The sequence below is a fragment of the Variovorax sp. MPBD4-3 genome, from assembly GCF_058809745.1.
On record NZ_JBXASW010000001.1, the window covers coordinates 222,091 to 244,893 of the forward strand.

Sequence of the window (22,803 nt, forward strand, 5' to 3'; positions counted from 1 at the left end):
AAAGAAAAAGGTGGCTCAGTGCGCGCGGCGCAGCAGTTCGAAGCTCGCGTCGGCGGAGGCGGTCGACTCGCGTCCCCTGCCCCATCCGATGGCGCTGCGGTAGCTGCCCATGAGGGACTCGGCCGCGGCGCCGCGCTCTTCGGCGGTGGCGCCCCGGTCGGCAATCGGCGCGACGTACAGCGCGTCTTCCGGGCAGTAGAGCTCGCACATGAAGCAGGTCTGGCAGTCGTCCTGGCGCGCGATGCGCGGCGGCGCGCCGGGCACGGCCTCGAACACGTTGGTCGGGCAGGCATTCACGCAGATGTTGCAGGCGGTGCAGCGCTCGGCACTCACGACTTCGATCATGCGGAAACCTCCTGCACGGCCTGGCGCTGGACCCATACCTCGTCGAGCCCGCCGCTGAGCAGGCGATGGCGCTGCGCGGGGTCGATCACGCCATGTTCGCGGCGCCGGTGCATGCCGCGCGTTTCGGTGCGCTGCAGCGCGCTGCGGTACATCCAGCGCGAGGTGGCCAGCATGGCCGCGGCCTCGCGTGCGCGCACCGCCTCGGTGGCGGTGGCGGCGGGCGCGCTGGTGCGCAGCCGCGCCCAGAGGGCATCGAGCCGGCCGAGCGAGTCGCGCAATGCGTCGCCTTCGCGGAACCAGTTGCGCTCGTAGGGAAAGACTTCGGCCTGCACCGCGCGTACCACCTCCGCGCTGTCGAACTGCGAGGCGCCGCGCGTGGCCAGCGCGACGCCGCCAGCGCGCAACGCGGTGCGCTGCGCCAGCCCGGCGCGTGCATCGCGACCGAAAACCGCCGCGCCCGCGCCGGCCCAGAAGCCGGACGACAGCGCCCAGGCCGCGTTGTGGCTGCCGCCGCCGGTGAAGCCGCCGCAGATCAGCTCGCGCGTGGCCGCGTCGCCGGCTGCATAGAGGCCGGGCACCGAGGTCGCGCAGGAGTCGTCGACCAGGTGCAGCCCGCCCGTGCCGCGCACCGTGCCTTCGAGCCGGAGCGTCACGGGAAAGTGCTGGCTGAACGGGTCGATGCCTTGCCGGTCGAACGACACGAAGAAGTTGGGCTGCGCGGTGCGCATCCAGGCGCGGATCTGCGCGTCGGCGCGGTCGAGGCAGGCGAACACCGGCTGCGACTGCAGCGTCTGCGCGATCACGCCGCGCCCCTTCGACGAACCCGCGCCCTCGATGGCCACGCCGTCGGCCGTGTAGAAGGTCGCCCAGTTGTAGAAGAGCGATTTCGTGACCGACGAAAACGCCGGCCCCAACCCGTAGGCGTTGGAGAACTCCATGCCCGACAGCGCGGCGCCGGCCTCGGCGGCCATCAACTGGCCGTCGCCGGTGAGCACGTTGCAGCCCAGCGCACGGCTCAGGAATGCACAGCCGCCGGTAGCGATGACCACCGCCCCGGTGCGCGCCACCCAGGTGTCGCCGGTCTGGCGGTTCACGCCGGTGGCACCGCAGACGGTGCCGTGCTCGTCCACCAGCAGTTCCAGGGCCGGGCTGTGGTCGAGAATGCGCGCGCCCGATTCCTTCACCCGCTTGCGCATCAGCCGCATGTATTCGGGCCCCTGCAGCGAGGTGCAGCGCAGCGTGCCCTGGTCGTCGGCCGGGAACGGATAGCCCCAGTCCTTGAGGCGTTCGACGTTGTCCCAGGTCTGCGCGAGCACGCGGTCCATCCACGCATGCTCGGCCAGCTGCCCGCCCATGGCATAGCGGCTGGCCTTGGCCTCCTCGCGCGCCTTGCCGTCCGGCGACACATGCCAGAGCCCGGTGCCCGAAGGCGCGGTGGCGCCAGAGGTGCCGCAAAAGCCCTTGTCGGCCAGCAGCACGCGCGCGCCCTGCGCCGCCGCGCTCACCGCGGCCCAGGCACCGGCCGGGCCGCCACCGATCACCAGCACGTCGGCATGATGCTGGATGGCCCCGTCGGCGCCCGACAGAGCCTGCCTCTTGAAATCTCTCGCGCCCATGGTCTCTCGCCCCGCAAATGCAAAGGCGTGACCGTATCAACGGGGGGCGCGGGAGACAAAGAAGGAAAGCGCGCATCGATATGCGGCAGCCGGGGATGGGCAGAATGCCGCCTCCGCATCCGCAACAGCCATCGGGACCCGGCCGCCATGAACATCACGTTTTCGACACCCACCGACGAAGAGCTCCGCTCCGGTGAACTCGGCCGCAAGCTGCGCCATTTCAACTACGGCTTCGTCGGCGAGTACCCCGAGCAGCAGTACGTGCGCATCAATGCGCGGGACGAGTCCGGCCGGCTGGTCGGCGGCCTGCGCGCGTATGTGTTTTTGTACTGGCTCGACATCGACGTGCTGTTCGTCGAAGAAGACATGCGCGGCACCGGCCTGGGCAGCCGGCTGCTGGCCGACGCCGAGCGCCAGGGCATGGCGCTGGGCGCGAAAAACGCGAAGCTGGGCACCTTCGAGTGGCAGGCGCGCGGCTTCTACCTGAAGCACGGCTACGAGGACTACGCCCGCATCGACGACTACGCGCCGGGCTACTACCTGCAGCTCATGCGCAAGCGGCTGGTGGCCGCGCCCGCCTGAGCCGCCCCGGCCCAGGCTACTTCGGCGCGGGCTTGCCGGCCCCGATCGCGTGGCTCTCCAGCCCTTCCTTGGGCAGCAGCAATGCCAGCGCGACCACGCCCAGGCTTACGACCAGCATCGTCACGAAGGTCAGGTGCAGCGAGCCGCCCAGCGCCAGGCGGATGCCCGCGTCCGTTGCGGCCGTGCCGTGCGAGCCCTGCAGGAGCAGGCGCAGCTGGTCGTCGGTGAAGGCCATGGCGCCATCGCCGCGCGTGAGGCCGAAGTTGAAGACCGCCCCGAAGAAGGTCGCGCCCAGCGCGCTGCCGAGGTTGCGCGAGAACACGTTCGACGCCGTGGCCACGCCGCGCTGCGCCACGTCCACCGCTTCCTGGATGAGGATGAGCGAGGCCAGGCTCATCACCCCCATGCCCAGCCCCATGATGAAGGAGCCGACCGCCGCCAGCAGTGGCGTGCTGTTGGCCGACAGCAGCGCAAACGCCGCCGTGCCCACCGGAATGAGCGCCCCGCCGATCAGCACCATGCGCCACAGGCCGATGCGGTGGAAGGTGCGCGAGGTCAGCGTCGCACCGATGGGCCAGCCCAGCATCACCATGGTGAGCGTGAGCCCTGCGGTGACCGACGAGCGCTGCAGCACCACCTGCACATACATCGGCAGGAAGGTGGTGATGCCGATCAGCACCATGCCGCCCAGCATGGCCGCGCCGTTCACTGTGGCGATGATGCGGGCGCCCCACAGCTTGAGCGACACCATCGGGTCGGCGGCGCGGCGCTCCTGCATCACGAACAGCACTAGCGTGACGGCGAACACCGCCGTCCACAGCACCGCGCTGCCGGTGTCGCCGATGCCGAAGTCGGTCAGCGCGATCATCAGCGCCGCGATGCCGATGGTGAACAGCACCGCGCCCACGATGTCGATGGACGAGCGCCGCACGGTCGGCGCCTCGTGCAGGTAGAGCCAGAAACCCGCGGCGGCGGCCAGCCCGATGGGCACGTTGACCCAGAAGATCCAGGCCCACGACAGCTTCTGCACGATGAGCGCGCCGATCATCGGCCCCACCACCGCCGACACCGCCCACACGCTGGCCAGGTAGCCCTGCACCTTGCCGCGCTCGCGCGCCGGGTACAGGTCGCCCACGATGGTGAGCGACACGGGCTGGATGGCGCCGGCGCCGATGCCCTGGATCAGCCGGAAGCAGATCATGGCGGGCATCGACCACGCGAAGCCCGCCAGCACCGAGCCGATGACGAACACCGCGATGCCCACGAACATGATGGGCTTGCGCCCGTACAGGTCGGAGAGCTTGCCGAACACCACCGTCATCGCGGTCTGCGCCAGCAGGAAGGATGCGAACACCCAGCTGTACAGGTGCAGGCCGCCCAGCTCCGAGGCGATCTGCGGCATCACGGTGGAAACGATGGTCGCTTCGATGGCCACCATGGCCATGGAAGCCATGATCGACGCGATGACCAGGGGGCGTCTTGTTGTTCTTGATGGAGATGTCATGAGCGGTGGATGCTATAGACGGCACGAGCCCCTGTCCGCAGCTCAAGCTCTCAGGGCCGCATCACGGGCGCGTGCCGCGCCATCAGCTCGGCCACCCAGTCGATGAAGACGCGCAGCTTGGCGCTGACATGCCGGTTGGGCGGAAACGCCAGGTACAGCGGCATCGGGTCGAGACGCCAGTCCTGGAAGAGCGGCACGAGTTCGCCGCTGGCCAGGTGCCCATCGGCCATGTAGTCCGGCAGCCAGAGCACGCCCAGCCCGGCCAGGCCGGCCGCGAGGTAGGCATTGCCGTCGTCGACCGAGAGCACGTAGCGGCCCTGCACCTCGATGCGCTCGTCGCCTTCTTCGCGATGCATCGCATACGGAAAAGTCTTGCCGTCGCGCGACCACAGGAAGCCCACGATGCGGTGATGCGTGTCTTCCAGCTCGCGCGGATGCGCCGGCATGCCGGCACGTTCCAGGTAGGCCGGCGCTGCATACACGCCGAGCCGCAGGTCGCCCACGCGGCGCGCCATCAGCGACCGGTCGGCGAGTTCGCCGCCGCGCACCACGCAATCAACTTTCTCGCCGATCAGGTCCACCATGCGGTCGCTCACGCCCATGTCGAGCTGGATGTCGGGGTAGCGCGCATGAAAGGCCGGCAGCGCCGGCACCAGGATCATGCGTGCCAGCGGGCTGGGCACGTCCACCCGCAGCCGGCCCCTTGGCGATGCCGAGGCGTCCGACAGGCTGGTCTCGGCATCGTCCATGTCGGCCAGCAGGCGCACCACGCGCTCGTAGTAGGCCGCGCCGTCGGCCGTGACGTTGACCTTGCGCGTGGTGCGGTTGAGCAGCTTCACGCGCAGCCGCGCTTCGAGCTGCTGCACCAGTTGGGTCACGGTGGTCTTGCTCATGTGCAGCGTGTCGGCCGCCCTGGTGAAGCTGCCTGCTTCCACCACGCGGGCGAACGCCTGCATCGCATCGAAACGGTCCATGTGCGCTGCTCCTGTCGGATCCGGGATTGTTTGGGTTTACCAAACAGTGATTGTTGGCCTTGCCCGTTTATCGGAACGGCGGGGCTGCCTAAAGTCCCTTCATCGTCATCACTCAAAGCAGGAAGAAAGCAACCCATGGCCCAACGCGACGTCGTTTTCCCGCCCGGGCGCCAGGCGCTCTATGAAAAGAACCGCTATTCGCCGGCGGTGCGCGCCAACGGCTTCCTGTTCGTCTCCGGGCAGGTGGGCAGCCGCGAGGACGGCTCGCCCGAGCCGGAACTGGAGGCGCAGGTGCACCGCGCCTTCGGCAACCTGAACGCGGTATTGGCCGCCGCGGGCTGCACCTTCGACGACGTGGTCGACGTGACCGTCTTCATCGTCGACCCCGAAAAGAACTTCGAGAAAATCTGGAAGCTGGTGCCCGAATACTGGGGCGAAGCGCCCCACCCCACGCTGACGGGCATCGGCGTGACCTGGCTCTACGGCTTCCAGTTCGAGATCAAGGTGATCGCTCAGCTCCCGGCGCTCAGTGCCGAGGTGTTGTCGTAGATGTAGCGCCGCGACCAGGGCAGCGTCTTCGCCGCCCTGCCCGCCTTGCGCCCGACGATCTGGTAGATCGCCACGTCGTCGTTCTCGAAGGCATAGGCACAGCCCGCGAGGTAGACGCGCCAGATGCGGAATTTTTCTTCGTCGACGAGTTCGCGGGCTTTGGCTGCGTTGGCCTCGTAGGCGTCGCTCCAGCAGCGCAGCGTCTGCGCGTAATGGCGGCGCAGGTTCTCGACGTCGAAGGCCTCGAGCCCGCCCTGTTGCATGGCCTGCAGCGCGAGGCTGATGTGCGGCAGCTCGCCGTTCGGGAACACGTAGCGGTCGATGAAGTCGCCGCCGCCATAAGACACGCCGCCGCCCTCCGGGTCCGACGAGGTGATGCCGTGGTTCATGACCACGCCGTCGTCGGCCAGCAGCTGCTGCACGCGCTTGAAGTAATCGGGCAGGTTCTTGCGGCCCACGTGCTCGAACATGCCGACGCTGGTGATGCGGTCGAACTGGCCGGTCACGTCGCGGTAGTCCTGCAGGCGGATCTCGATGCGGTCTTCCAGGCCCGCGGCCTTCACGCGCTCATTGGCCAGGTCGAACTGGTTCTGCGACAGCGTCACGCCCACGCAGCGCGCGCCGAACTTCTGCGCCGCGCGGATCACCAGCGCACCCCAGCCGCAGCCGATGTCCAGCAGGGTCTGGCCCGGCTTGAGCTGGATCTTGGTGAGGATGTGGTCGATCTTCTTGAGCTGCGCGGTCGCGAGGTCTTCGTCGCCGTTCTCGAAGTAGGCGCATGAATACACCATGTTCGGGTCGAGCCACAGCTGGTAGAAGGCGTTCGACACGTCGTAGTGGTACTGGATCGACTTCCTGTCCGACGACTTGGTGTGCGTGAAGTAGCGCGCCATGTTCTGCAGCGCGCCGCCGGGCTTGTCGATGGAGGTCCTGGCGAGCCCGTAGGCGATGTCGATGACGTCGCTGAGCTTGCCCTCGATGTCGATCTTGCTCTTGACGTAGGCCTCGCCGAGGTTGTCGAGCGTGGGCTGCAGCATCAGCGACAGCGCGGCGGGCGACTTGACGTGCAGCGTGACCGCGGGCCCGCTGAAGTTGCCGAAGTCGAAGGACTGTCCGTCCCACAAGGTGAGCCGCGCCGGCAGGTTGGCGCGTGCGCGGACACCGGCGCTCCACTGCGCCAGCTTCTTTTCCCAAAGCATGCATTTCTCCGTGTTGTTGGGTTCCCCCGTTCGAATGAGCGGGCTGCTGCAGCGGCCAGAACAATAGCGAAATCTCGTGAATCCTGCATGGTCGTGACGACGCAAGAAATTGCGGCAAGTGCTAGAAGGCGCCCGCCTTTCCCTGCGTTGCCTTGTCGGGCGCCGGCGCGTCGCTCGCCTCGATGAAGATGCGCTTGATCATCGGGAACCGCGCGCGCACCTGCCGCTCGATGGCCGCGACGGCATCGGCGGCGGCGCCGGTCTGTGTGTCGTCCCTGAAGTTGACGTCGACGACCACCAGCACCTCGTCGGCGCCGATGTACATCGACAGCACGTGGCCCACGTCTTCCACGCCCGGCTGCTCCATGGCGATGGCGCGGATGGCGCGCGCCGTCTCCGGCCGGATGCCCTCCCCGATCAGCAGCCCGCGCGCCTGTCGGATGAGGAACACCGCCACGCCCGCCAGCAGCACGCCGATGACCACCGACGCCACGCCGTCGAGCTCGGGCATGCCGAGCGAGTGGCTGAAGTAGATGCCCAGCGCCGCCACCGCCAGCCCCGCCAGCGCGGCGGAGTCTTCGGCCAGCACGGTGTAGGTGGTCGGGTCCTTGCTGCGGTCCAGCGCCTGCCAGAAGGGCTGTCCGCGTGCCTGCGCGCGAAACTCCTTCAGCGCGATGAAGAAGCTCGTGCCCTCGAACAGCGCCGCGGCCGCGAGCACCACGTAGTTCCAGGTCGGGTCGCGCATCGGCTCGGGGTGGCGGATGTGCTGTATGCCTTCGAAGAACGACACGCCGCCGCCCAGCCCGAAGATCAGCACCGCGACGATCAGGCTCCAGAAATACAGCTCCTTGCCGTGCCCGAAGGGATGCTCCTGCGTGGCAGGCCGCTTGCTCAGCCGCAGCCCCACCAGCAGCAGCACGCCGTTGAAAGTGTCGACGGCCGAGTGGATGCCTTCGGACAGCATGGCCGAGCTGCCGGTGATGCCCGCCACCACGAACTTGGTGATGGCGATCGCAACGTTCGCGCCGATGGCGCCGTAGATCGCGACCTTCGACTCAGCCATGAAGCGAACCGGCCGCGCGCGTCATGCCGCTTCCATGGAGGCCGCGGCGAGCGCGTCGTTGCCCGCTTCGCCGAGCCAGCGGCGCTTGTCGCGCAGCGGCGGCGCGCCGAACATGCGGCCGTACTCGCGCGCGAACTGCGACGGGCTTTCGTAGCCCACGGCGTGTGCGGCCGAGGCCACGTCGGCGCCGGCGATCAGCATCTGCCGGCGCGCCTCCTGCAGCCGCAGCTGCTTCTGGTACTGCAGCGGGCTCATGGCGGTGACGGCCTTGAAGTGATGGTGGAACGACGACACGCTCATGTGCACCGCGCGCGCCATGTCCTCCACCCGCAACGACTGCGCGTAGTTCACGCGCAGCGCGCTGATGGCCTTGGCGATGCGCTGGGTGTGGCTGTCCTGCAGCGCGATCTGCCGCAGCCGCGCGCCTTCGCCGTTCACCAGCAGGCGGTACATGATCTCGCGCTTGATGAGCGGCGCCATGATCGGCACGTCCTCCGGCGTGTCCAGCAGCCGCAGCAGGCGCAGCACCGGCTCCAGCACGGGCATGGCGATGCGGTTGACATACATGCCCCGCGATGCCGGCGCGTTGGCCTTGGCGGGCAGCTTCTCGTCGCGAATCAGCTCGCCGATGTCGTCCAGCGCCAGTTCCAGCCGCAACCCCAGGTAGGGTTCGTTGTGGCTGGCCACGCGCACCTGGCCGCACACCGGCAGGTCGACCGAGGTCACCAGGTAGTGCATGGGGTCGTACACATAGATGTCGTCGCCCACGATGATGCGCTTGGAGCCCTGCGCGATCAGCCCCAGCGCCGGGGACGCGAACGCGTGCTTGGGGCCTTCGGGCTTGCTGATGCAGAACACATGCAGGCCGGGCACGGCGGTGACGACGGTGCCGTCCTGCCCGCCCATGACGTGCTTGAGCAGCGCCACCAGTTCCTTGCGGGCTTCGTCGATCTCGGGTTCGAGCGGCATGGGCTGGGCCGGCTGGCCGACCACGGCGTTGATTTGGGGTGTTTCGTCGGACATGTTCAGGGCCTTGTCGCGATGGGGGCCGCGCGGCGGCCGTGGAGGAATGAGCGGTTTGCAGCTTAGCGCCCCGCCCGGAAATTCGCACGCACCGCAAAAGAGGTCTGGAGAATCAGGCAAATACTTTGCAGGAACGCGCTCGCCTCGCCGGGGTCCGCGGCCGGATACTTTTTGCTGTCGCCCCGGGCCGACCGGTACCGGAGCGCCTTCAACGCAAAGGAATCACGCCATGCAATACCGCAAATTCGGCCGCACCGGCCTCCTGGTGTCGGAACTGTGCCTGGGCACCATGACCTTCGGCGGCTCCTCCGGCATCTGGGGCCAGATCGGCAACCTGCAGCAGTCCGAGGCCGAAGGGCTCATCGGCCGCGCGCTGGACGCCGGCATCAACTTCATCGACACGGCGGACGTGTACTCCGAAGGGCTGTCGGAGCAGATCACCGGCCAGGCCCTGAAAAACCTCAAGCTGCCGCGCGACAGCTTCGTGCTGGCGACCAAGGTGCTGGGCGAGACCGGCAGCAAGGGCGTCAACTCGGCCGGCGCCTCGCGTTTTCACATCATGGACGGCGTCAAGGCCAGCCTGAAGCGGCTGCAGCTGGACCATATCGACCTGTACCAGATCCACGGCTTCGACCCGCTCACGCCCATCGAGGAGACGGTTCATGCGCTCGACACCCTCGTGCGCCACGGCCATGTGCGCTACGTGGGCGTGTCGAACTGGGCGGCCTGGCAGATCGCCAAGGCGCTGGGCATCGCCGAGCGCGACCGGCTGGCGCGCTTCGAGTCGCTGCAGGCGTACTACACCATCGCCGGGCGCGACCTGGAACGCGAACTGGCGCCCATGCTGCGCAGCGAGAACGTCGGCCTGATGGTCTGGAGCCCGCTGGCGGGCGGCCTGCTGAGCGGCAAGTTCGGCCGTGACATCGAGGCGGAGCAAGGCAGCCGCCGCGCCACCTTCGACTTTCCGCCGGTGAACATCGACCGCGCCTACGACTGCATCGACGCGATGCGCGAGCTGGCAGAGGGCCGCAAGGTGTCGGTGGCGCAGATCGCGCTGGCATGGCTGCTGCACCAGCAGGTGGTGACCAGCGTGATCATCGGCGCCAAGCGCGTCGAGCAGCTGGACGACAACATCGCCGCCACCGCCATCAAGCTGACACCCGACGAACTGGCCACGCTGGACAAGGTGAGCGCGCTGCCCGCCGAGTACCCCGGCTGGATGCTCGAGCGCCAGGGCGGCGCGCGGGCCAAGCGGCTGGCGGAATCAGGCCGGCGCGGCTGAGGCTTCCGGCGCTTGCACGGCGGCAAGGCGCGCGGCGTGCGCCGCCGTCGCGCGCAGGGCACGCAGGTCGATGTGGCGGGCCGCCTGTGCGGCATCGGCCTGCGCCAGGTGCGGCACGATGCCCAGCAAAGGCGCGCCGAGCCGGGCCCGCAGCGTCTGCAGGTTGGCCTGCGGCGCGAGCATCAGCGGATCGACCAGGCTGGCCACCCAGCCCGCGAGCACCAGCCCGCGCGCGCGGATCGCCTCGGCTGTCAGCAGCGCATGGTTGAGGCAGCCCAGCCGCAGCCCGACCACGAGGATCACCGGCAAGCCCAGCGCCACCGCGAGGTCGGCGCTGTCCAGGTCGTCGCCGAAGGGCACGCAGAAGCCGCCCACACCCTCGACCACCACCGCATCGGCGCGCGCCGACAGTTGCGCAAAGGCCGACAGCAGCGGCTGCAGCGCGATGCGCACACCCTCTTCCCTGGCCGCGAGGTGCGGCGACATGGGCGCGCGCAGCAGGTAAGGGCAGCGCAACGCCAGCGGCGCGTCGACGTTGCCGGCCTCGTGCAGGCGCGTGACGTCCTCGTTGTGCCATTGCCCGTCGCCGATCTGCTCCAGGCCCGCGGCCACCGGCTTCATGCCGACAGCGCGCAGGCCCGAGCCGGCCAGCAGGCTCAGCATCGCGCTGCTGACCAGCGTCTTGCCGATGCCGGTGTCGGTGCCCGTGACGAACCAGCGGCGCGGCGTCATGCGGCCTCCTTGCAAGGCTGCTGCGCGAGCGCCTGCCCCGTTGCGTCGATCAGCCGTGCCACGTCGGCCTCCGTGTGGCTGGCCGACAGCGCGATGCGCAGCCGCGCGGTGCCCTCGGGCACGGTGGGCGGGCGGATCGCGCCGACGCGCAGGCCCTGCGTATCGAGCAGCGCCATCGTGCGCATCGCGCGTGCGTTGTCCCCGACGATCAGCGGCTGTATCGCCGTGGGCGACGGCGGCAGCCACGCGCCGCCATCGCGGGGCAGCACCCCGGCCAGCCCCTGCCGCAGCTGCGCAATGCGGGCCTGCAGCCGGCCGCGCCGCTCGTCGCCCTCATCGCCTTCGATCAATGAAAGGCTCGCGAGCAAGGCATGCGCGACGGCCGGCGGCGCGGCCGTGGTGAAGATGTAGGGCCGCGCGCGCTGCACCAGGTAGTCGACGACGGTGCGGTGCGCCGCCACGAAGGCGCCCGCCACGCCCGCCGCCTTGCCCAGCGTGCCCACCAGCACCAGCCGCTCGGAGCGCAAGCCCATGGCTTCGAGCACGCCGCGCCCGGTGGCGCCCAGCACGCCGAAGCCGTGCGCATCGTCGAGCACCAGCCAAGCGTCGTGCCGCTCGGCCAGCGCCAGCAGTCCGGCCACCGGCGCGATGCATCCGTCCATGCTGAACACCGCGTCGCTCACGATGAGCTTGACCGGCGCATCGCAGGCGCCGAGCTGCGCGTCGAGCGCGGCAACGTCGCGATGCGGATAGCGCTCGACGCGGGCCTTGGCCAGGCGCGCGCCGTCGATCAGCGAGGCGTGGTTGAGCGCCTCCGAGAAGATCACCGCCTCCGCACCGCCCAGCGCCGACAGCACCGCGAGGTTGGCCATGTAGCCGGTGCAGAAGAACAGGCTGCGCGCCTCGGGGATGAACGGTGCCATCCACCCGGCGAGCCGCTCTTCGAGTTGCGCATGCGCGCGCGAATGGCCCAGGATCAGGTGCGAACCGCCGCTGCCGGTGCCGTACAGCGCAGCGCCTTCGGCCCAGGCCGCCGCCAGTGCGGGATGCGCGGCAAGGCCCAGGTAGTCGTTGCTGCTGAAGCCGAGCATGGTGCGCGGCGCCGAGGCACCGTGCAGCGTGAGCGTCTGCCGGGGCGCGCAGGCGGTCTCGGCGACCTGGCGGCGGCGGCGCAGCGATTGCGCGTCGAGCGCATCGATCTCGCCTTGCAGGCGGTCAAGCAAGCGCGACATCGCGGGCTCCTTCTTGCTGTGCACCGGTGGCCGCTACCGCCTTCAGCGTGGCCAGCGTGCCGTCGACCAGCAGGTCGATCTCGCCGTCGTCGATGGCATACGGCGGCATCAGGTAAACGGTGTTGCCGATCGGGCGCATCAACAGCCCGTGGCCGCGCGCGGCCATGTGGAACCGTTCGGCGAAGCGCGCGCCCGGCTCGCGCACGTCGAACGCGGTGATCAGGCCCTGCTGGCGCAGGTGATCGACCGGCAAGCCTTCGAGCCCATCCTGCAGCCTTTGCAGCAGGCGCGCGGCACGGGCGCGGTTGCGCCGCAACACGTCTTCGCTGTCGAACAGGTCGAGCGTGGCCAGCGCCGCGCGGCAGGCCAGCGCGTTGCCGGTGTACGAGTGCGAATGCAGAAAGCTGCGCGCCGCGTCGTCGTCGACGAAGCCCGCGTAGATGTCGTCGCGCGTCATCACCAGCGCGAGCGGCAGGTAGCCGCCGCTGATGCCCTTCGACAGGCACAGGAAGTCCGGCCAGATGCCGGCCTGCTCGCAGGCGAAGAAGCTGCCGGTGCGGCCGCAGCCGACCGCTATCTCATCGGCGATCAGGTGCACCTCATGACGGTCGCACAGCGCGCGCACGCGGCGCAGGTATTCGGGGTCGTGCATCGCCATGCCGGCGGCGCATTGCACCAGCGGCTCGAGGATGACGGCGGCGATGCCGTCGTGGTGCGCGGCCAGCAAAGCCTCAAGTTCGGCAGCTGCGCGGCGCGCCACGTCGGCGGGGCTTTCGCCCGGCAACGCGCTGCGCGCATCCGGCGAGGCGACGAGGTGCGCGTTCGCGAGCAGCGGCGCGTAGGCGTCGCGGAACACCGGCACGTCGGTCACGTGCAGCGCGCCCAGGGTCTCGCCGTGGTAGCCCTGGCGCAGCGCCACGAAGCGCTGCTTGCCGCCACGACCGGCATTGCGCCAGGCATGGAAGCTCATCTTCAGCGCGATCTCCACCGCCGAAGCGCCGTCGGACGCATAGAAGCAATGGCCCAGCGCATGGCCCGTGAGCGCCGACAGGCGCTCGGCCAGTTCCACCGCCGGCGCATGCGTGCAGCCCGCGAGCATCACGTGCGGCAGCGTGTCGAGCTGTGCCTTCAGCGCGGCATTGATGGCCGGATGCGCATGGCCGAACAGGTTGACCCACCATGAGCTGGTCGCATCCATGTAGCGCCTGCCTTCGTGGTCGAACAGCCAGACGCCCTGGCCGCGCGCGATGGGCAGCGGCGGCGCGGCTTCGAGCCGGATGCTCTGGGTGCATGGGTGCCACACATGGCGCCGGCTGCGTTGCTGCCAGCCGGCATTGCCGGAAGAGAAATCGGTCGTCGAGGGCACCCGTGCATTCCTTTGGAGAGGGACTGAGGCGCGGGATCGTATAGAGGCGTTACGCCGCGGGCAAACAGGCTTCGAGGGCGTGACAAGACGGTGTGTTGGGCGATGTTGACAGGGGTAGAACGCGCGTTGGAGTCAACGTCGCGCAAGACAACCGCATCGTGCAAGCGAGCCAGCATGCGGGCTCGTTGCAAGTTGTCAGGCTGCCGCCAGAGAACGCTGTGGAATGTCCGATTCGCGCGAGCGACAGAGCCGCTTCCGCGATTTTCGGCCACGCGATTGGCGCGTTGCCGACATCGCTAACCTGGGCTTTTTCTGACCAGCGCGGTGATGTAGCCCGCCAGCGTGATCGCGCCGCACTCCGGCCGCTGCGGCGCGAACCTGTTTTCGAGCGTGATGCGCGTCATCGCCGCATAAGACCTGGCCGCGGCGTTCGAAAAGCCCAGCGCCTCGAATGCCGGCACCCATTGCGCCTGCGGCGTCTGCACTGCCTCCACCGGCCGCCCCAGGGCCTCTGCGAAAGCCGCCGCCACGTCGGCCGACGAGTAGCGCGCCGGCCCTTCGACATGGTGCGGCCCCGAAGACTCGGCCGGCCCCAGCATCAGCTTTGCAGCGAACTCGCCCAGATCGTGCGGCGCGACCATCGGCAGCGTGAAATCCGGCGGGTACATGGTGTGCACCTTGCCCTCTTCGCGCGCGGTCTTGAGCGACGCGTCCCAGTTGCTCATGTAGTAGGCCGCGCGCAACGCGCTGAACGGCACCGGCCCGGCCTGCAGCGCCTGTTCCATCTCGTGGAGCACGCCGAGGTCGCCAATGCCTTCGCCGGGCTGCGCGCCATACACCGATTCGGCAACGATCTTCTCTGGCCTGCAGCCCTCGAGCGCGGCCAGGATGGCGCGCAAGCTGCGGCGTTCCTCGGCGACCGTGTCGGTGGACGGGGGCGCCGGCGGGTTCAGCACGAAGATTCTCTTGGCGCCCTGGAACACACGGTGCAGCGCGGGCGTGTCGAACACGTCGACTTCCGCCACGCGCGCGCCCTTGCGGCGCAGCGCCTCGGTCTTGCTCGCATCACGCGTCAGCACGGTGACGGGCTCGTTGCGCCCGAGCAAGGCCTGCGCTAGCGCCAAGCCGACGTGTCCCGTCGCGCCAAGAATGATGTGCATCGCCAGCGCCCCGGACGCTCAGCCGCGCTTCTCGGCGTTGCGCTTGCGGGTGGCGGCGGCTTTCCTGGCCGAGGCGGAACGCTCGGCCGCCGTGCGGTGCGCCGCGGCGGCGCCACCCAGCCGGCCGCCCTTGCGCGCCGGCGCGTGGTTCTCGGCCTTGCCACGGCCCGAGCCCGACTTCTTTCCGCCGCCGGTCTCGGCGTTCACCGTGGCCCAGGCGCGGCGCTCGGCTTCGGCCTTGCCGACGCCGCGATGTTCGTAGCCTTCCTCGATGTGCTCGGCCTGCCGCTTCTGCTTGTCCGAATAGGACGACTTGTCGCCTCTTGGCATGTTGCTGCTCCTGCAAGGTTGAGGAGCTTTCGATGCTGGAGATGCAAGCGGCCGTGCGGGTAAGAAGACGCAAGCGCCTCGCGTAAGCGCTGTCTGTCTTGTGTCAAGGGCGCGTCAGCAGGCCACTCACGCCGGCGTGCCGGCGAGCAGCGGCACCGGTGCTGCCAGCGAAGCCACCATGGCCAGCAGCGTGTCGCCGAAGCCGCCGCGCGCACGCGCATCGGTGCGCGCGCTGGTGGTGACGCGCGGGCCGGCACTCCAGGCAATGCGCGCACCGCTGGCCTCCAACGCCTCGACCAGCGCCACGTCCTCGCTGCAGGCCAGCGGCGCGAAGCCGCCGGCACGGCGATAGGCCTCGGCCGCCACGCCGAGGTTGGCGCCGTGCACATGCCGGTGATTGTCGGCATGCGTGTAGCGGCTGTCGAAATGCGCCCTCGCCCGCTCGCCTTCGGCGCCGAGCACGCTCCAGTCGTCCACGCTGACGCAGCCGCACACCGCATCGGCGTTTTCGGCCAGTTGCATCGCCAGCCAGTCGGGGGCGACCACGGTGTCGGCATCGGTGAAGGCCAGCCAGCGCGCGCCGGCCTCGATGCACAGCTCGGCACCACGGGCACGCGCAATGCCGACGTTGCGCACGTCGAGCGCCAGCCGCGCCACGCGGTGCTGCTCCGCGATGCGCTCGCTGCCGTCGGTGCAGCTGTCGAGCACCACGATCACGCCGACCGGCTCGCCGCACAGCGATTCGTGCCGCGCTGCGACCCAGACGGCGGCCAGCGTGGCGCCCAGCCGTTCGCATTCGTTGTGCGCGGGAATGATGACGCCGATCACCGGATGCCCTCGCGCTGCGCCACCGAGCGACCGTCGCGTGCCCATGCATGCAGCACGAAATCGTCTTCCTCGTGAAGCACGAGGCGTGCGAGGCCGAGCGCGCCCAGGATGCCGTGCACCTCGTCCGTCGGCAGGCTTCGCTGCTCGAAGCCGGGCCGCCAGTCGCAGGCCACCAGCGTGCCGTCCGCGGCCAGCGAGGCTTTGCAGCACTCGGCCACGCGCTGCATGTCCGCGCGCTGCAGGAAGTAGCCGACTTCGCTGAGCACGATCAGGTCGAAGGGGCCGGCGGCGCTTGGCCAATCGCCGGGCAGCGCGTGCTGTTCGACACGCACGTTGGTCAATTCGCGGGTGCGCTCTTGCGTGATCTGCACCGCGCGGTCGGAAAAATCGCTCGCCAGCAGTTGCCCGCAGCGTGCCGCGAGCGCATGTGTGAGTTCGCCGGCGCCGCAGCCGGGTTCATAGGCCTTGGCGTAGTGCTGCCGCGGCAGCGCGGCCAGAAGCACGGCGCGCTTGCGGGCTTCATACCAGCGGTCGCGCAGCGCATACGGGTCGTTGCTGTGCGCATAGAGCGCGTCGAAATAGGGGCGCTGTCCATCGGTCACAGGAACACCACCTCGTAAGGCCGCGCGGCGCGTTGCACGGTGGTTTCGCGCAGCACCGGGCCGGAACCGGTGGACGCGTCACTGCGCAGCTGGCTGGTGAAGGCCTGTACCGCCGCGCGCTTGCGGCGCACGGCTTCCTCGCTGAGCAACAGGCGAAAGGCGTGCTGCCACGGCATACGCGCATCGCCGGGGTGCGACCAATGCCAGCCCCAGACCGGTACTTCGACCAGCCGCGCGCCCGCGCTCGCCGCAGCCATGGCACAGGCCTCGCCAGTGGCTTCGTGGTCGGGGTGGCCGTCGTGGCGCCAGGTGGTGAAGACCACGTCGCGTGGCCGCAGCAGCGACACCAGGCGCGCCGCGAGCACCGCCCGCTGCGCCTTCAGGCCGCCATCGGGCATGCCCAGCCGGGTGGGCTCGATGCCGGCCAGACCCAGGCGATGCAGCGCCCTCAGGCTCTCGCGCGGGCGGGCCTGCGCGAGCCGCTCGGGTGGCCATTCGGTGGACTCCTGATGGCTGGCGGTGCCGTCGGTCACGGCGATCACTTCCACCGGCGTGCCGCTGTCGGCAAGTTGCGCGAGCAGGCCACCGACGGCCAGCACCTCGTCATCAGGGTGCGGCGCGACCACGACCGCGCGCGAACCCGCGGGAACCAGATCGTGCGGCGCGACCGTGGGCAGGCCCGCCAGGCCGGGCCAGTTGCGCCATTCGGCTTCGGTCGTGCCTTCGCCGCGGATGGCGCGGCTTTCTACAGCGTCCATGGCGACGTTCCCTCTTCGGTGTTGCTGGTGATGATCGACTGGCCCAGCGCCGCGAGGTCGCGCTCGGCATGGCTCTGGCGCAGGAACACCGGCAGATCGGCCATGGCACGCGCGAACTTCGGTTCACGGCACAGCGGGCCGGCGCCCACCGCCCGCCCGGCGTGGTGCATGAGTTCTTCCGCAGCCCGCTCCACAGCGAGCCGGACCCGCATCGCGACGCGCTGCGCGTTGTCTCGCGGATGGCGGTCGATCCATTCGGCGGATTCGCGCAGCAATGCAGCGGCGCCGCCGAGCGCGACCTCCATGGCGCCCAGATGGGCCAGCCGGTGAGCATCGGCCTTCGGCCCGGTGGATTCGCGAACCCGCCGGGCGATGCCGAGCGCGCCGCCGAACCAGCAGGCGGCGATGCCCGCCCCGCCCTGCCAGAAGCCCGGGCGCCGCGTGTAGTCGCCGGGCTGGCCGACCAGCACGGCCCGCGCGTCGTCGAAGCGCACATCCACGCTGGCGCTCGCGGCCATGCCGACGGCATGCCAGCCTTCGCCGGTCACGCGGACGCCGGGCTGGTCCATCGCGACCGCGGCCAGGCACGGTTGGCCTTCCGTATTCCAGCCGCTGACAACCGCATGCGTGACGCTGGCCGCGCCCGAGCACCAGGCCTTGGTGCCGTTCACCCGCAGATCGCGCCCGCCTTCAGCCGCTTCGAAAACGACGCGCGCATCGGGCGGCTCGGCGCACCACGTGCCCCAGCGCGCGCCCGGCGGAACGGCAGGCACGCCGCCGAGCTCGGCCAGGATGGCGAGCGCGTCGGTGTGGCCCTCGAAGAGCTTGACGAGCGAGAGATCGTGCGCCGCGACCGCCGCCAGCACGCGCCAGCGCGCGAGGGTCTGGCCGCCGCCGGGCAGCGGCAGCACGTCGACGCCCGCGCCGACCAGATGCTTCAGCCCCAGATCGCGGCCATGCCGGAGCGTGAGGGAGGCAAGGGCATCGGCGGGGTCTGAATCGAACATTTCCCAACCTTAGAAAAGCCTCGCGCGCCGACCCGTCGGCGCTCAGCACCGGCGCCTGTAGGAGCTTGGCTGCCGCTCGGCCTCTTCGTCGGTCTGTGCGCAGGCCCTGTTCTGCGCCCCCGCCGGTTGCGCGTGGTCAGCGTGCTCTACGCGTTCGCAGGGTGATGGAGTAGCGCAGCGCCTCAGTCGGTGCAATGGCGTGTTGCCATGCCCAGCGCGCCGGCCCGCGCAGCAGGTACACCGAGCGCGGCTCGATCAGGAACTCGAGCGCGGCCGGCCCCGAGGCCGGTGCGCCCGGCACGTAGGGCCTGAACTGCATCACCGCGTCGTTGTGCAGCGAGACGCCGATGATGTCCTCGAAGTCGGGCACGTCGCGGTGCCATCCGAGCGGCGTGCCGGGGCGGTACTCGGCGATCAGCATGTGGCCGAGGTCTTCGGGCGCGATGCCGGCCCACGCGGCGACCTTCGCGCGCAGCGGGTGCAGTGCTTCCGGCAGCTGCGGGCCAGGCTCGAGGCGGTTGGTGCCGAAGTCATAGCTTCCGCCGAAGCTGGTGCCCCGGCGCCGCGCCGTGTATTCCTTGTAGCGCATCTCCTTGAGCGGCAGGCCCTGCACGATGCCCAGCAGTTCGGCCTCTTCGGCAAGCGACAGGAAGTCGCGCTCGTAGCGCAGGCCCTCGACGGCCGCCGCCGGCGCCTCGCCGAACAGGTCGGGCTGGGCGGCGTGCTCGAGGCGTCTGGCAGTGCGCGTCTTCCTTGTCATGTGCCTTCAGTCATGGTTGCCAGAGGCGGACCCAATCAACCTGCATGACCGGATTGGAGCTTTCGCCTCGCTTGCCATAGCCTTCCGGGGGAATATTGCCCGCCCAGTCCTGGTCCCTGATCTCGGTGGTCAGCAGGATGTATTCGGGGCTTTGCGAAATCCCTTCGGAGGTCTCCCAGAACTGCTTTCCGTCAAGGAAGAACTGATATTTATCCGGAGTCCAGAGCACCCCTGCCGTATGCCATTCGGAAAAGGACTCTCCCACCGGGAGCGGCTTCACGCCGCTGCGTGCGCTCTTCTTCTCTTCCTCCTTGTAGCCATTCCAATGCACCGCGCTCGAATGCCGGTTGCTGAAATCACCCACATTGTTTGCCCCGACCGCACGGTGCTCGATGATGTCGATTTCAACGCCAGCGGCCGGATTTTCCGGCGTGTACGCCCTGTTGCTGTCGGACATGAGCCAGAACGCGGACCACTGCCCCGGAGCGTTCACGAACCGAACGCGCGCCTCGATATATCCGAAGGTGAATTTGCAGCCCGGGTCCTTGTTCGTATCCAGCCAGCCCGTGTAGTGCGTGCCTGCGCCCGTGTAGGTCGAGATCGTCACGATGCCGTCGGCGACATCGATGGCCCTGGGCGTCTGCTGCGCGTTGTCCCGCTTTTCATTGACCATCCGCCACTTTTGGCCGTCCACGCCGGTGCCGTCGAACTCGTCATGCCAGGTGAGCCGATAGCCGGTTGCCGGGGTGGGCGCGGTCAATACCGCGAAGTGCGCGCTGGACCGCACCGCTCCCCCCGTCGTTCGAACAATGACGGGGCCGCTGGTGGCCGACGCGGGCACGGTGACGGAGATCTGCGTTGCCGAGTCCACGCGCAATTGCGGTGCCGATACGGCTCCGAAGCTCACGGAGGCGGTTGAATCGAACCTGGAACCGGTGATAACAATCGCCTTGCCGACGACCTCGGCAGACGGTGAGAACGATTGAATGGTCGGGCTCGTCGCCGTGGGCGAGAAATCCTCGGCCGTCGTGGCGACGCCGTGAGATGTCGGCTGGTTTTCAACGGATGAGCCAGTTGCCGGCGGTGACGAGTCGTTGCCGGACGGATGGGTGGCAGGAGGGAGCAGATTTCCCACGCCCGCCGTCGGCCCGCTGCTCGAGCCGCCGCCCCCGCAACCAGCCAGCGCCGAGCCTCCCAGGAACACCGTTGCGGTCTGCGCACCCATTTGCAAGAAATTCCTGCGCGAGCTTTCCGCAACTAACGATTTGCTAATCAATTCAATTGATTTCATTAAAGACAATCCTGCTGTTGAAAATTCCCATATCGAGTTTAAGCATCGAATAAGGCATCGACAGGAAGCAGATTGCAAGAATGTCTCGTCAGTTTTAATTCGGAGTTAATTCCATTTCAATGGGAAAGCCTGAATATCAACAGCGGCTTAATTCATTGCGCGCCATCTGCATCCCCGGCCATTCGCACGTGCCACCAGCGCGGCAGCAGGTCGCGGATTTCGGCGCGCGCGAAGCGGTCGTCCAGCAGATGCAGCACGCCCCGGTCTTCCTCGGTGCGGATCACGCGGCCGGCGGCCTGCACCACCTTCTGCAGGCCCGGGTAGAGGTAGGTGTACTCGTAGCCCTTGCCGAAGCGCGCCTGCATGCGCTCGCGGGTGATCTCGTTGAGCTCGTTGTATTGCGGCAGCCCCAGGCTGGCCACGAAGGCGCCGATGAGCCGGCTGCCCGGCAGGTCGATGCCTTCGCCGAACGCACCGCCCAGCACCGCGAAGCCGATGCCCTGCCCGCCTTCCTCGAAGCGCGCGATGAAGCCGTGGCGCTCGGCCTCGCGCATGCCGCGGGTCTGCGTCCACACCGGCACGCCGGGATGCCGCATCGAGAAGGCGGCGCAGGCTTTCTCCAGGTAGTCGAAGCTGCTGAAGAACGCGAGGTAGTTGCCCGGCAGGCGCTCGAACTGCGCGCCGATGATGTCCGCCACATTGCGCAGCGAGCCCGCGCGGTCGCGAAAGCGCGTCGACACGTCCATGGCCACCTCGACGCGCAGTTGCGCGCTGTGGAACGGCGAGGCCACGTCGAGCAGCGCGGTGTCTTCGGGCAGGCCGAGGGCGTCGCGGTAGAACTCGAAGGGCGACAGCGTGCCCGAGAAACAGGTGACCGATGCCGCCTCCACGAAGCGCCCCTGCAGGAACGGCGCCGGCACCAGGTTGCGGATTGCCAGCCTGCGTGCCTGCTGCGTGGCGCCCAGCGTGCGCTCGAACACCGAGTGGTCGCCGAAAGCCTCGGCCAGCCGCGCGAAATGCAGCGCGTCGAAGAAAAAGCGCTGCAGCGGCCCCTGCGAGGCGTCGGGCGTGGCCGCGAAGTGCTCGGCCATGGCGGTGTTGGCCGCCTGCAGGGTGCGAAGAAAGCGCTCGGGGATCTCGTCGCCGGTTTCGTAGTCGGCCTGCTGCGACTGCTGAACCGTGTCCCACTCGCGGAACACGCGGGCCAGCGGGCCGCGCAACACGGCCGGGGCCACGCGGTGGGCTTCCTCCAGCGCGCCGCCGTCGAGCTCGGCGGTATACATGCCGCGTGCGCGTTCGAGCAGGTTGTGGGCCTCGTCCACCAGCACGGCGGCGCGCCAGTCGGCCTCGCGCATGGTGGCGTAGAGAAAGGCGCTGCTGTCGAAGTAGTAGTTGTAGTCGCCGACGATGGCGTCGGCCCAGTGCGCCATTTCCTGCGCGAGGAAATAGGGACAGACATCGTGCGCGAGGCCGATGTCGCGCAGCGCCTGGCGGTCGAGCCACGCAACCTGCGCGGCCTGCTCGCGCGCGGCGGGCAGCCTGTCGTAGAAGCCCTTGGCGAGCGGGCATGCGTCGCCGTGGCAGGCGCGGTCGGGGTATTCGCAGACTTTTTCGCGCGCAGCGAGTTCGAGCACGCGCAGCCGGCCCTGGCCGCGCCCCTTGTCGAGCACGCGCAGCGCATCGAGCGCCACCGGCCGGCCCGAAGTCTTGGCCGTGAGGAAGAACAGCTTGTCGATCCTGCGGGCGGCACGCGCCTTCAGCAGCGGGAAGATGGTGGCCAGCGTCTTGCCGATGCCGGTGGGCGCCTGCGCCATGAGGCAGCGCCCGCCGGCGCCCGCGCGATAGACGGCCTCCGCCAGTTCGCGCTGGCCGGCGCGAAAGCTGCCGTACGGAAACGCAAGCGCGGCCAGCGTGCCGTCCAGCGCGGCGCGGTGCGCGGCTTCGCTTTCGGCCCAGGCGGCATAGCGGCCGCACAGCAGCTCGAAGTGCTCGCGCAGTGCCTCGCGGGTGTGGTGCTCCTCCAGCACGGTCTCGTCGCCTGTAGCGATGTCGAAATAGACCAGCGCGACGGTCATCTCGTCGTGGCCGTCCCGCTCGCAAAGCATCCAGCCGTAGGTGCGGGCCTGCGCCCAGTGCAGCGCGCGGTGGTTGCCGCGGATGGCGTCGAAGTCGCCGCGGAAGGTCTTGATCTCTTCCACCTTTGCCTTGTGGAATTCATAGCCGTCGGCACGGCCGCGCACATGCACGCCGCCGCAGGTGGCTTCGAGCCCGACCTCGCATTCATAGTCGCCGCCGCGCCGGTGCTGCACCAGCGCATGGCCGGCCATGCCTTCGAGCGCGCTGGGCGCGGGCACGAAGCGAAGGTCGAGGTCGCCCGCCTTCGCGCCGAAGGCGCACAGGGCCTTGACGGAGACGGTATGCGCGACCGGATGGAGGGTTTCGGAGTCCATTGCGAAACAACTGGATGGATATACAGATGTTATCGCCTGCCGCAAGCAAGGACCACTCCTGGGGCTGCTACGATGCCGCACCGGGAAAACAGCCTCCCGGCCTGCAAAGCAAGACGGTGTCCCGTCCAAGCGCTGGAGACCCTCGACGGA

General features: G+C 69.0%; 22 protein-coding genes. 3 read left to right on the plus strand and 19 right to left on the minus strand.

All coding sequences use genetic code 11. From position 1 onward, the window contains the following. Window positions 1-15: 15 nt before the first annotated feature. Complete coding sequence (locus tag AC1RVW_RS00945; protein ID WP_081271592.1) at window positions 16-345, minus strand: 4Fe-4S dicluster domain-containing protein; 330 nt, start codon at window positions 343-345, stop codon at window positions 16-18. Continuing rightward, on the minus strand, window positions 342-1,961 hold the full coding sequence (locus tag AC1RVW_RS00950) for an FAD-dependent oxidoreductase (RefSeq protein WP_493197470.1): 1,620 nt from the start codon (window positions 1,959-1,961) through the stop codon (window positions 342-344). The genes AC1RVW_RS00945 and AC1RVW_RS00950 overlap by 4 nt, the downstream gene beginning before the upstream one ends. 147 nt (window positions 1,962-2,108) lie before the next feature. On the opposite strand from AC1RVW_RS00950, the gene AC1RVW_RS00955 reads away from it, so the two are divergent. Next, window positions 2,109-2,543 (plus strand): GNAT family N-acetyltransferase, encoded by a 435-nt coding sequence (locus tag AC1RVW_RS00955; RefSeq protein ID WP_493197472.1) that lies wholly within the window; start codon window positions 2,109-2,111, stop codon window positions 2,541-2,543. 16 nt (window positions 2,544-2,559) lie between these two features. On the opposite strand, the gene AC1RVW_RS00960 is transcribed toward AC1RVW_RS00955, so the two are convergent. Further along, a complete protein-coding gene (locus AC1RVW_RS00960) occupies window positions 2,560-4,047 on the minus strand; it encodes an MDR family MFS transporter (protein WP_106934557.1) in 1,488 nt (495 codons plus the stop codon). A gap of 50 nt (window positions 4,048-4,097) precedes the next feature. Then, entirely contained in the window at window positions 4,098-5,021 is a 924-nt protein-coding gene (locus AC1RVW_RS00965; protein WP_493197474.1) for a LysR family transcriptional regulator, read from the minus strand. A gap of 135 nt (window positions 5,022-5,156) precedes the next feature. Here AC1RVW_RS00965 and AC1RVW_RS00970 point away from each other — a divergent pair, with 135 nt between their 5' ends. Then, the gene (locus AC1RVW_RS00970) at window positions 5,157-5,570 is read left to right on the plus strand and encodes a RidA family protein (RefSeq protein ID WP_493197476.1); all 414 of its coding nucleotides are present in this window, start codon (window positions 5,157-5,159) and stop codon (window positions 5,568-5,570) included. On the opposite strand, the gene AC1RVW_RS00975 is transcribed toward AC1RVW_RS00970, so the two are convergent. From AC1RVW_RS00975 to AC1RVW_RS00985, 3 genes are all read right to left on the minus strand, one after another. Then, window positions 5,534-6,769 carry an SAM-dependent methyltransferase gene (locus AC1RVW_RS00975; protein WP_106934560.1) on the minus strand — a complete coding sequence of 412 codons (1,236 nt, stop codon included), beginning with the start codon at window positions 6,767-6,769 and terminating at the stop codon, window positions 5,534-5,536. The genes AC1RVW_RS00970 and AC1RVW_RS00975 overlap by 37 nt on opposite strands. 121 nt (window positions 6,770-6,890) lie before the next feature. Beyond that, window positions 6,891-7,832 (minus strand): cation diffusion facilitator family transporter, encoded by a 942-nt coding sequence (locus AC1RVW_RS00980; protein WP_285410371.1) that lies wholly within the window; start codon window positions 7,830-7,832, stop codon window positions 6,891-6,893. 21 nt (window positions 7,833-7,853) lie between these two features. Further along, on the minus strand, window positions 7,854-8,855 hold the full coding sequence (locus tag AC1RVW_RS00985; RefSeq protein WP_285410369.1) for an AraC family transcriptional regulator: 1,002 nt from the start codon (window positions 8,853-8,855) through the stop codon (window positions 7,854-7,856). Between the two features lie 229 nt (window positions 8,856-9,084). Here AC1RVW_RS00985 and AC1RVW_RS00990 point away from each other — a divergent pair, with 229 nt between their 5' ends. Then, window positions 9,085-10,137, plus strand: a complete 1,053-nt coding sequence (locus tag AC1RVW_RS00990) for an aldo/keto reductase (RefSeq protein ID WP_285410368.1) — start codon at window positions 9,085-9,087, stop codon at window positions 10,135-10,137. Here AC1RVW_RS00990 and bioD read toward each other — a convergent pair. From bioD to AC1RVW_RS01050, 12 genes are all read right to left on the minus strand, one after another. Beyond that, complete coding sequence (gene bioD, locus AC1RVW_RS00995) at window positions 10,120-10,869, minus strand: dethiobiotin synthase (RefSeq protein ID WP_493197479.1); 750 nt, start codon at window positions 10,867-10,869, stop codon at window positions 10,120-10,122. The two genes, AC1RVW_RS00990 and bioD, sit on opposite strands and share 18 nt — an antisense overlap. Beyond that, window positions 10,866-12,101 (minus strand): 8-amino-7-oxononanoate synthase, encoded by a 1,236-nt coding sequence (gene bioF, locus AC1RVW_RS01000; RefSeq protein WP_493197481.1) that lies wholly within the window; start codon window positions 12,099-12,101, stop codon window positions 10,866-10,868. Before bioF ends, bioD begins: the two co-directional genes overlap by 4 nt. After that, on the minus strand, window positions 12,085-13,467 hold the full coding sequence (gene bioA / locus AC1RVW_RS01005) for an adenosylmethionine--8-amino-7-oxononanoate transaminase (protein WP_493197482.1): 1,383 nt from the start codon (window positions 13,465-13,467) through the stop codon (window positions 12,085-12,087). The genes bioF and bioA overlap by 17 nt, the downstream gene beginning before the upstream one ends. 296 nt (window positions 13,468-13,763) lie before the next feature. Beyond that, window positions 13,764-14,627 carry an NmrA family NAD(P)-binding protein gene (locus tag AC1RVW_RS01010; protein WP_106934564.1) on the minus strand — a complete coding sequence of 288 codons (864 nt, stop codon included), beginning with the start codon at window positions 14,625-14,627 and terminating at the stop codon, window positions 13,764-13,766. 18 nt (window positions 14,628-14,645) lie between these two features. Next, on the minus strand, window positions 14,646-14,957 hold the full coding sequence (locus tag AC1RVW_RS01015) for a plasmid stabilization protein (protein ID WP_081270606.1): 312 nt from the start codon (window positions 14,955-14,957) through the stop codon (window positions 14,646-14,648). Window positions 14,958-15,083: 126 nt separating this feature from the next. Beyond that, a complete protein-coding gene (locus tag AC1RVW_RS01020) occupies window positions 15,084-15,785 on the minus strand; it encodes a glycosyltransferase family 2 protein (protein ID WP_493197485.1) in 702 nt (233 codons plus the stop codon). Beyond that, window positions 15,782-16,387, minus strand: coding sequence for a methyltransferase domain-containing protein (locus AC1RVW_RS01025; RefSeq protein ID WP_493197487.1), 606 nt, complete (start codon window positions 16,385-16,387; stop codon window positions 15,782-15,784). The genes AC1RVW_RS01020 and AC1RVW_RS01025 overlap by 4 nt, the downstream gene beginning before the upstream one ends. Next, window positions 16,384-17,145 carry a PIG-L deacetylase family protein gene (locus AC1RVW_RS01030; protein WP_493197489.1) on the minus strand — a complete coding sequence of 254 codons (762 nt, stop codon included), beginning with the start codon at window positions 17,143-17,145 and terminating at the stop codon, window positions 16,384-16,386. The genes AC1RVW_RS01025 and AC1RVW_RS01030 overlap by 4 nt, the downstream gene beginning before the upstream one ends. Beyond that, window positions 17,133-18,152 (minus strand): acyl-CoA dehydrogenase family protein, encoded by a 1,020-nt coding sequence (locus AC1RVW_RS01035; protein WP_493197491.1) that lies wholly within the window; start codon window positions 18,150-18,152, stop codon window positions 17,133-17,135. The genes AC1RVW_RS01030 and AC1RVW_RS01035 overlap by 13 nt, the downstream gene beginning before the upstream one ends. 136 nt (window positions 18,153-18,288) lie before the next feature. Next, on the minus strand, window positions 18,289-18,912 hold the full coding sequence (locus tag AC1RVW_RS01040; RefSeq protein ID WP_493197493.1) for an alpha-ketoglutarate-dependent dioxygenase AlkB: 624 nt from the start codon (window positions 18,910-18,912) through the stop codon (window positions 18,289-18,291). A gap of 10 nt (window positions 18,913-18,922) precedes the next feature. Continuing rightward, window positions 18,923-20,203 carry a family 16 glycosylhydrolase gene (locus AC1RVW_RS01045; protein ID WP_493197494.1) on the minus strand — a complete coding sequence of 427 codons (1,281 nt, stop codon included), beginning with the start codon at window positions 20,201-20,203 and terminating at the stop codon, window positions 18,923-18,925. 152 nt (window positions 20,204-20,355) lie between these two features. Continuing rightward, window positions 20,356-22,653 (minus strand): ATP-dependent DNA helicase, encoded by a 2,298-nt coding sequence (locus tag AC1RVW_RS01050; protein ID WP_493197496.1) that lies wholly within the window; start codon window positions 22,651-22,653, stop codon window positions 20,356-20,358. Between the last annotated feature and the right edge of the window lie 150 nt (window positions 22,654-22,803).